This is a genomic window from Candidatus Contendobacter odensis Run_B_J11, from assembly GCF_000531125.1.
GTDB lineage: Bacteria > Pseudomonadota > Gammaproteobacteria > Competibacterales > Competibacteraceae > Contendibacter > Contendibacter odensensis.
This window is the reverse complement of sequence record NZ_CBTK010000072.1, coordinates 1-7,642: the sequence shown is the minus strand read 5'-3', so window position 1 is coordinate 7,642 and position 7,642 is coordinate 1. Positions and strand designations below refer to the sequence as shown.

At 58.6% G+C, this 7,642-nt stretch carries 8 protein-coding genes; all 8 read left to right on the top strand.

Annotated features, from left to right (window positions below; genetic code table 11):
• Positions 1-385: 385 nt before the first annotated feature.
• Complete coding sequence (locus tag BN874_RS06305; RefSeq protein WP_051497497.1) at positions 386-883, top strand: glycoside hydrolase family 108 protein; 498 nt, start codon at positions 386-388, stop codon at positions 881-883.
• The gene (locus BN874_RS06300) at positions 880-1,203 is read left to right on the top strand and encodes a hypothetical protein (RefSeq protein ID WP_034431568.1); all 324 of its coding nucleotides are present in this window, start codon (positions 880-882) and stop codon (positions 1,201-1,203) included. The genes BN874_RS06305 and BN874_RS06300 overlap by 4 nt, the downstream gene beginning before the upstream one ends.
• A 57-nt stretch (positions 1,204-1,260) precedes the next feature.
• Positions 1,261-2,727, top strand: coding sequence for an HU family DNA-binding protein (locus tag BN874_RS22255; RefSeq protein WP_051497496.1), 1,467 nt, complete (start codon positions 1,261-1,263; stop codon positions 2,725-2,727).
• A 79-nt stretch (positions 2,728-2,806) separates the two neighbouring features.
• Positions 2,807-3,223, top strand: coding sequence for a phage tail fiber protein (locus BN874_RS06290; RefSeq protein ID WP_034431567.1), 417 nt, complete (start codon positions 2,807-2,809; stop codon positions 3,221-3,223).
• A 6-nt stretch (positions 3,224-3,229) separates the two neighbouring features.
• Positions 3,230-4,486 carry a glycosyltransferase gene (locus BN874_RS22250; protein ID WP_051497495.1) on the top strand — a complete coding sequence of 419 codons (1,257 nt, stop codon included), beginning with the start codon at positions 3,230-3,232 and terminating at the stop codon, positions 4,484-4,486.
• On the top strand, positions 4,483-6,462 hold the full coding sequence (locus tag BN874_RS24995; protein ID WP_034431566.1) for a hypothetical protein: 1,980 nt from the start codon (positions 4,483-4,485) through the stop codon (positions 6,460-6,462). The genes BN874_RS22250 and BN874_RS24995 overlap by 4 nt, the downstream gene beginning before the upstream one ends.
• Positions 6,459-6,893 carry a thermonuclease family protein gene (locus tag BN874_RS06275; protein ID WP_051497494.1) on the top strand — a complete coding sequence of 145 codons (435 nt, stop codon included), beginning with the start codon at positions 6,459-6,461 and terminating at the stop codon, positions 6,891-6,893. Before BN874_RS24995 ends, BN874_RS06275 begins: the two co-directional genes overlap by 4 nt.
• A gap of 11 nt (positions 6,894-6,904) precedes the next feature.
• Positions 6,905-7,369 (top strand): hypothetical protein, encoded by a 465-nt coding sequence (locus BN874_RS06270; protein ID WP_034431565.1) that lies wholly within the window; start codon positions 6,905-6,907, stop codon positions 7,367-7,369.
• The last annotated feature ends 273 nt before the right edge of the window (positions 7,370-7,642 follow it).

The following is a 7,642-nucleotide window of genomic DNA, read 5'->3' as shown; positions in this document are numbered from 1 at the left end:
GGTTTGTCGCCGCCCGCGTGGGTGTGCGTTGCGGGCGGCTGCCGGGTTGCGGCCCGGTGGGCGGTCGTCGCGGTCTGCGTTCCGGTTGCGCTGATTCGGGTTGTGGGCGGGGCCTTCGGGCCTCGCTTTTTTTGCCCGTCGTCAGCGTGACTCCATACCACCACGGGAAACCACATCGAGACTCCAAGCAAAGCGTGACTTCGGGAGCGTTCCGCGATTGCGCGGCGATTACGGCCTATGGCCCTCAATGGCTTTGGTGTGCGCCGCGCTAAAAAAAGTGGGGTGCTAATGAGCGAAATCGCCGAAAGCGCCAGAATCAACACGACATCCTCTAGCGCCGCCGTAATCATCCCGTCCATCGAATCAACGCCACCGAGCGCAACCGATGGGCACCTTTCCCGAATGCCTGAAAATCATCTTGGCCGAAGAAGGCGGATTGAGCAATCACCGCCAAGACCCGGGCGGATTGACCCGATACGGCATCAGTCAGCGCAGCTATCCGAACGTGGATATAGCGAACCTGACCCTTCAACAAGCCAGCGCGATTTACCAGCGCGACTACTGGCAACCCATTCGCGGGGACATGCTACCCGCTGGACTGGATTTGCTGGTGTTCGATTGCGCCGTCAACCAGGGCAGCACGACCGCCGCCATTCTGTTGCAAACGGCGCTGGGCGTGAAGATGGACGGCAGCATCGGGCCGATCACCTTAGCCCGCGCCAGTCAGTCCATGCCAGACCTACTGATCACGTTCGCGGCAGAACGCGCCTTGCAGTACGAATTCAACCGCAATGAAGAAAGCTTCGGGCGCGGCTGGTATCGCCGCCTGTTCCGTATCCAGAACCTGGCCGTTCAAGCCTATCACCGGAGTAGCGACGGATGAACTTCGTCCCGGACTTTAAGCAGCCAACCACTTGGCGCGGCATTGCTGGACTTTTGGCCATGTTCGGACTCAGCGCCAGCCCGGACATGACCCACGCGATCTGCATTTTGCTCGGCGCGGCTCTCTCGGCGATTGAGGTCTTCCGTAATGAGTACACCGCCAGCCCCAAAGAGGTTTTTCATCAGCGTGAATCGGCGAAATCTGCGGAGGCTGCTTTTCCTGCTTTGCCTGCTGCTGCTGAACCGTTGCGCGACACCTTGCCGCCCGCAAATGACCCTACCGACGACCTTCCACCCCCGCCCGGATTTAGCAACCGCTGAAGTTGGGTTTGTTTGCACATTTGCTTTTTGATTCTTCACCTTTTAGGAGTTTTTCTCATGAGTACCCCTGCTACTTCTTTCCGGCTGTTCTACCCGGAAAGCAACACCCTGACCGCCGCCGGTTTCCATAACGCGCTCGGCGAGCCATTGACGCCTTCCAACTTCGTAGACGGCCCGACCGCTGACGGTTTCAGATCCAAGGACGTGACCTTTGCCAGCGCCGTTGAACCGCTGTTGGCCACGCCGACTTTTACCGATCCGCTGTTGCCGGTTTCGCTGTACTTGTGCCGCAACGATGCGGGCGTGTTCACGAAGGTTATTGATGAAACGGTATTTGTGCCGGCCACGCCAGCGCGACCCACGCCGCGCAATGACAAGAGCCAATTCCTGCTGTACACCGCGACCGATCTGGGCGCGGGTGTTAAGACCTATGCGGTCAAGGCTCCGGTTGCGCCGGTCAGCATCATCAAGGATGCGGGCAAGGATGAGATTACCGGCGAGAACTTGGACGGCAATACCATTCTGTTCCGCTGGACCGGTCCCGTCCCGACCACGATTGAAGTCGAGGCCGACGTTGAGGACATCACCGACCCGTTGGGCTATTTCCCGGTGCCCGTGAGCAACATCACGACCTACAGCGAATCCAGCGTCGGGCTGTCCTTGGTCAAAGCCGAGTCGCAGGTCGTCCCGCGTGACGGCATGGGCCACGCGGTCAATTTCCGCGTCCGCTACAACGTGAATGGCGACACCGGCGCCTGGGTGGATATTCTCAACAGCTTCATCACTTATCAGCTTGAAGCGCCGAATCCGCCGACCGCGTTGACCGTAACCCTGTTGCGGGATCGCATTGATACCATTCCCGACGTGCTGAAATTGGAATGGGCGCGGGATGGGGTATCGCCGGGAACCGGTGTGGTGATTTACGCCACCGACTACCTCAACAAGAAGCACACGATCTACACCAGCAACGGCCCGGAGACCGAATGCCGGGTTGAGAACGTCAGCCGCTTCATCGTCCAGGAAACCGGTCCCGCCGTAGCGCGGCCGTATGTGTTCAGCATCGCGGCCAGCAACATCAGCGACAAGAGCGCAGAGAAGCAGGCCGCCGCGCCGATCCATATCACCAGCAAGCTCAAGCCGGTAGACCCGCCCACGCCGGATGAGATCGCCGGCACGGCGCGGGACGTGGAATATGCGACGCTCAAGGCGGAAGTCTTCGCCGACGTGATGACCCAACTGGGCAGCTTGCCCGCCGAAGGTCAGAACATTGTCAGCAATGCGGTGGACGCCTTGGTTTTCAAGATTAAGGACGTGGTGGCCAAGGGCGGCAGCGTGGAACTCAACGACTTTGGCGTGATGGCCGCGAAGTGGACGAAAGACCGCATGGCCCGCAATCCCTCAAACGGTGAGCCGGTCGTTGTTCCGGCCTATCGCAATCTGGGCTTTACCCCGTCCATCGGCTTCAAGACCGGCGTCAAAACCGGTGCCGTCATGACCGACTTGCAGGCCAAGCCCGCCACCTAAAGCCCACCGCAAGGCCGCGCTTTCAAGGCGCGGCTTTTCTGGGTCTGGTTTCCTAGTCTGAAAACCCGTGGAGCAAGTGATGAGTGCGACGAATTTCCTTGAAGCCGCCGTCGGCGACGCCCTGTTTTTGGGCCAGCCGTTCCCGGCAGTCACCCAATGGACGGTCTGCCTGTACAGCCAGACCCCGAACGAGGCCAACACCAGCGGCAATGAAATCATCGGCAATGGGTACGCGCCGGTGGTGCATAGCCCCGGTGGCGGACGCTGGATTAAAGATGCCGCTCAGAGCGCAGCGGGCGAAACCGTGTATCGCAATGGCGTAGCCGTGCAGTTTCCATTGGCGACCGCCGATTGGCCGCTGAATGTTTTAGGCTTTGGCCTGAAAAATCAGAACGGCGATCTGTGCTTCGCGACGGCATTGAGCGCCTACAAGCCGATCAAGAGTGGCGAGCAAGCGGTCTTTTTGGCCGGTGAACTTGAAGTGAAAATAGGTTAAGCCGCGATGACGAACCGCGTTGATCTGCATATTCTGACCATCGCCAGAACCCGCCCAGAATGGCTCGAACAGGCCATCGCCAGCGTGGCCGGTCAACCGGTGAACCTGTGCGTCATAGACAACAACGGACGCGCCACCGGCGCAGGCCGAGCGCAAGCCTACCGTGAAAGTACGGCGGAGTTTGTGGCCTGTCTGGATGATGACGATGTGCTATTACCCGGCGCTATCGCCGCGTGTGTGGCCGCGCTGGATGCCAACCCCGCCGCCCTTGGCGCGTATACCGATGCGCTTTATATGAACGAGTCCGGGCAGGTATTAGGCCCGGATGTTTCAACCGGAAGCGGCCCTTGGTGCGTTGAGCGCAACTTAACAGGCGCAGGCCATACCGAACACATCGCCGTCATGCGCCGCACTGCGGTATTGCCGTTTCTGGATGAATTGGAAACGTATACGGGCATGGAGCAGTATTTTTTGCATGGAATGCTGGCGACGGTCGGCGACTGGATTCACGTCGAACAGCCCGGCTATCTCTTCCGCTTGCATCCCGGCAACACGCACAACCAAATCCCGATTGAGTTCCGTAACGCCACCCGTCAACGGATTAGGCAACGCTTGACCGCCGCAGGGCGAGTCACCCCGCCGCGTGTAGATGTCCATGTTCTTTACTGCTACGAGCCGACTCGATGGATTGATGACGCGCTCATTTCGTTGACTGCGGAACCGGTCAACGTGCATTTTCTGAAAGGGATTCAGGGCAAAGTCGGATTAGCCAGAGCCAACGCCTTCAGGCACGGCACAGCAGAATATGTCGCCTTTGTGGATGCGGATGATGAAGTCGTACCGGGCGCATTCGCCGCAGCATTGGAAGTGCTCGATGCGCGCCCTGAGATTGTTGCCACGTATTGCGATATTCAACTGATCGGCGAGCGGGAAGGAATCGGCTACCTCAAAGCGCCGTGGAATCCGATGAGTCAACTGTTCGGCCCATCCGAAGTGCATCACCTGCACGTCATGCGCCGGTCAGCCGTTGAACCCTGCCTTGAGGAATTGGAGAAGTGGGACGGCTTCGAGGAATACGCCTTGATGGGTCTGATCTGTCAATTCGGCCAGCAATATCACATTCCGCGCCCGCTTTACCGCTTTCGCCAGCACAACGCTTATCCCCGCGCCGGAGCCATCGGCGGTCATCCCATGCGCCAAGCCGCCGCCCGCTTGGTGATGCCCATTTTATGCCCGCTGATTCAGGCCGGAGTGCGTCAGTGATTACTTGGCAGAACGATCCAGACGGTTATTTAGTAGAAACCATCACCACACCCGGTCGTGTATTAGCGATAGCGCAAACGGACTCGACGCGCCCGGTGCAATGGTTAAGCCGCTGGATAGCCGAGGGCGGACAGGAAGACAGCGCCCGATTAGAACCCCAAGGAAACACCGCCCGCGTCATTCAGGGCGCGAAGGCCGGACAAGGCTTATTCATCGTATGGGCTAGGGTAGACGGCAGAGAATCGAATGAACTGGTGTTGATGCTGTTAGGAGAGGCTTACGGCAGCGCCCGTTACGGCAGCGCTGTAACAGTGGAGGAACCCATCAGCATGGGTAACCAAGAACAAGGGGAGATTGTTGATGGAACAGTGCCGTTTGTACTCATAGCCAACGGAGGGCCAGACGGCGGCCCGTGTTTTCAGGCCGGAACGATTACGGATCGCGGGATCAGTCAGATACGGTTTATAGCGCCCAGCGATGGTGTGTTCACCATAAACTATAAAGTCAGCAGTGAAGGCGCTTATGACTTTCTGACCGGAAGAACTCAGTTTAGCGAGGATGACCTGTTCAGTATTTCTGGAACGGTAGACTGGTCTACCGAAACAGCCCACGTCGTAGCCGGTGAAGCCCTCGATGTAACCTACACCAAGGATGGCAGCGTATCCCAAGGCGAAGATACCGGCTGGATCACCGTGAATTTTTTAGCGGATGAAGGAGGCATTCCCTCTGAAATCCAAGGCCAAGCCGCGTTGCTATTCAGCGCCAGCGCCGCAACCCTTAGCCACATTGAAGCCGTCAACCCGGACGCGATTCAGTTAAGCGGAAGTTGCGTGTTCGGGTTTGCCAGCGCCGCGATCAGGCTGATCAGTCGCAAGCGGTTGAAGGTCTCGACCTTGCTACGGTTTACCGCTGGGCATTCCAGCGCCAAAGCGCCCGCCGGTTTGCAGAGTCAGCTACGAGACGAGATCAACCCGTTGCAGCCCGATGATCCTGATGAATACCTGCAAGTGTGGTTCTACGGTCATCCGCAGCAACACACCCTCACCGCCCGCATTGACGACGCCCCGGCATTCACGCCCGCATTCACTTGGCAGAATCCCGGCACGATGGATCCCGCGATCCTGAAAATCCCTATTTCAGGCTTGCCCGGCGACGGTTCAACCCACGTCATCACGATCAGCGTGAGCCAGCGCATCAACGGCCAGACCAGCCCCGCCGCGAGCGTCAGCGTAAAGTCACGGCTACCGATGCCGAAACCGCCACAGCCAACATTTGTCCATGCCCGCTTGATTCGCCAGGGCACCGAGGAAATCCCGGACTTGGTGGAAGTCACCTGGACGGCCAGCAGCGGCGTGATCATCAGCGCGAATCTACGCCCGCAGGGCTGGGGCTACGGTCAAGACCCGACGAAGCTGGCCGGGAAGACCGTCAAGCTGGGTTACGGCAACGAGAGCGAAAACCGGATGCAGTTTGAAGGCATCGGCTCCTCTTTCGAGTTTGCGACCGGCAGCGAATCCAGCGTTTTTTTCAGTGTGGCGGAGATTCGCAACAACGAAGTCGGTCCACCCCTGTTCACCCTCAACCCGCTCAAAATCCGCGCTTTCAAGAGTGAAGCGATTGAACCGAAAACGCCCGATGAGAGGGTCGGCACGGCTCAGCATATGGGACATAACACCCTGCGCTATCACGTTCAGGATGGTTACAGCGGGATGAATGCCACCATCGCGGCCACTGCCTTCGACAAGCTGCTATTGCGCATCAAGGACATCATGAGGAAAGGCGGGACGGTCACCGTTGATGACTTGGGCCGCTTTGAAACCCGCTGGTCAGACCGCCGACGAGTGAAGGGGCCCGCCGGAACCTACTACACCAAGCCCGCCGAGCGCAGCGTGACCTTTATCCCGTCTATCGGATTCAAGACCGGAACCGAACGCGGCAGGGTGATGACCGACGCGGAAGCGAAGGCATTGCCGTGATTGTTGAACAGGTCAGGGTCAACTACACGCCCGACGGCGATACCCTCAAAGTGTGGCGAACAACAGGAAACGGCGTTGAGGAAGCCAGGATCAGACTGGCATTCATTGATGCGCCGGAATTAAGCAACCCCGATTGCTATGCCTACGCCGTATCAGCCCGCGCTTATTTGCGCCGACTGCTGGCGTTGAATGAGACCGTGGAGGCGCGGATTCATGGCGTCGATGCTTACGGTCGGCTGATTGCCGAAGTCATCAGCTTGCGCAGTTATGCCCATTGTGGCTTGCGGCTGGTGGAAGGCGGTTATGCCGCGTTGTGGCAGTGTCCGCAATCACGCGGCGAGTATTACGCGGCTCAAGACATCGCCCAGAGAAAGCGGCGCGGTATCTGGAAAACCGACGGTCCTTGGCAAGCGCCGTGGCGTTACCGATGAGGAATCAGCGAATGAACAGCGATGCAGACACCGAAAGCAGCACCAGCGCCAACAGTAGAACCGACACCGCCGACGCTTTACGCCGCCGGATTGATGCGGAAATGGCGGAAACCTTACGCGAATATCGCCAGCGCGTGATCGACACCTCGGAGCGGTTGACGCGGATCGATGAGAGCTTGATCTATCTAAAATCCGAGTATGCGCACGGTCGCGAATCCCGGATCACCATTCAGGAGCAGCAGACCGTGATTGCCGAGCGGTTGACCGGATTATCCGCCCGTTTTATTGAGCATATTGAGGAAGCCACCGGCGAGCGGGCGCTATTGCAGGCGTTGACGACGCAGGTCACCACCCACAGTGAACGACTGACCAGCTTGGAACGATTTCAAATTGCGGTCTGGTCTATTACCGGCACCATTGGCGCTTTAACGGTCGGTTGGGCCATCAACAATCTGCATCTGGTCGCCGTGAAATAAACACGCTTGCCCAGATCCACCTTTTCCCCGTAGCTGCCTCTGACCCGCCACTCAGTTTGTCGAAGTGTGCGGGGTTTTTTATGGGCGCTTTTTGGGGAAATGCCGCCACTGAACCTCATCCCACCGTTTTGAATTGCGCCTGAGTGGCAACCGCGCCGCGCTATCGCTGTCCGCGTCGGTTATGGGTGCAGTGGCGAAAAAGGGCGGCTGTCGCGGGCTAGATCGGAAGAGCACACGTCTGAACTCCAGTCACGCCAATATCTCGTATGCCGT